The 620-nt window shown below is 75.2% G+C and carries 1 pseudogene; it reads left to right on the top strand.

Annotated features, from left to right (window positions below):
- A pseudogene (locus G3I40_RS47635) lies at nucleotides 1-620 on the top strand (histidine kinase); the annotation flags it as partial.

The raw sequence follows: 620 nt of genomic DNA, 5'->3' as shown, positions 1-620 counted from the left end.
CGAATTCACCTTCGATTTCGGCTTCGGAGGAGGCGGCGCCGCGCGAGGTGTTCGCGCTGCCGCCCGCCCAGGCCGATCGCGCCCCCGAACCGGCCCGTTCGTCCGCGCCCCACGGCGCCCCACAGCCCTTGCCGCTGCCGGACGAGCAACTACGGGACGAGGAGTTGCAGGCCGGGCAGTCGCAGGCTGGGCAGGCTCAGAGCGAGCAGGCGCAGGACGAGCGCCTGCGGGCCGAGCCACTACAGGACGCAAGGGTGCCGGCCGCAGGACCGTCGGTTGCGGGCCAGTCGGGCCCGTCGGACCAGTCCGACCGGTCGGATGAGGAGCTGCCCGGCGAGCTTCCGGACGAGGCGCACCAGCACGACGCCGTCGCGGGGCACCCGGCCGAGGACCACACGCCGCCGCAGCCGCACCCGGCGCAGAGCACGCCCGCGCAGGGCACGCGCAAGCCGAACTTGGCCAAGCCTGCCGCGCTGCCGCCGGAGAACGCGCCGGAACCACGCGCCGCTCAGCCGCTGCCCGAGGAATCCCCGCAGCAGCCGCCCATGGACCCGAACTCCACGCAGGGGCGCGCCTTCAGCGTGCGCACGCTCGGGCAGGGCGTCCCGTTCGGGCGACAG

The sequence above is a fragment of the Streptomyces sp. SID14478 genome (assembly GCF_010548525.1).
Classification (GTDB): domain Bacteria; phylum Actinomycetota; class Actinomycetes; order Streptomycetales; family Streptomycetaceae; genus Streptomyces.
Note: the sequence above shows the minus strand (reverse complement) of the source record. Positions and strands in the feature narration are given on the sequence as shown.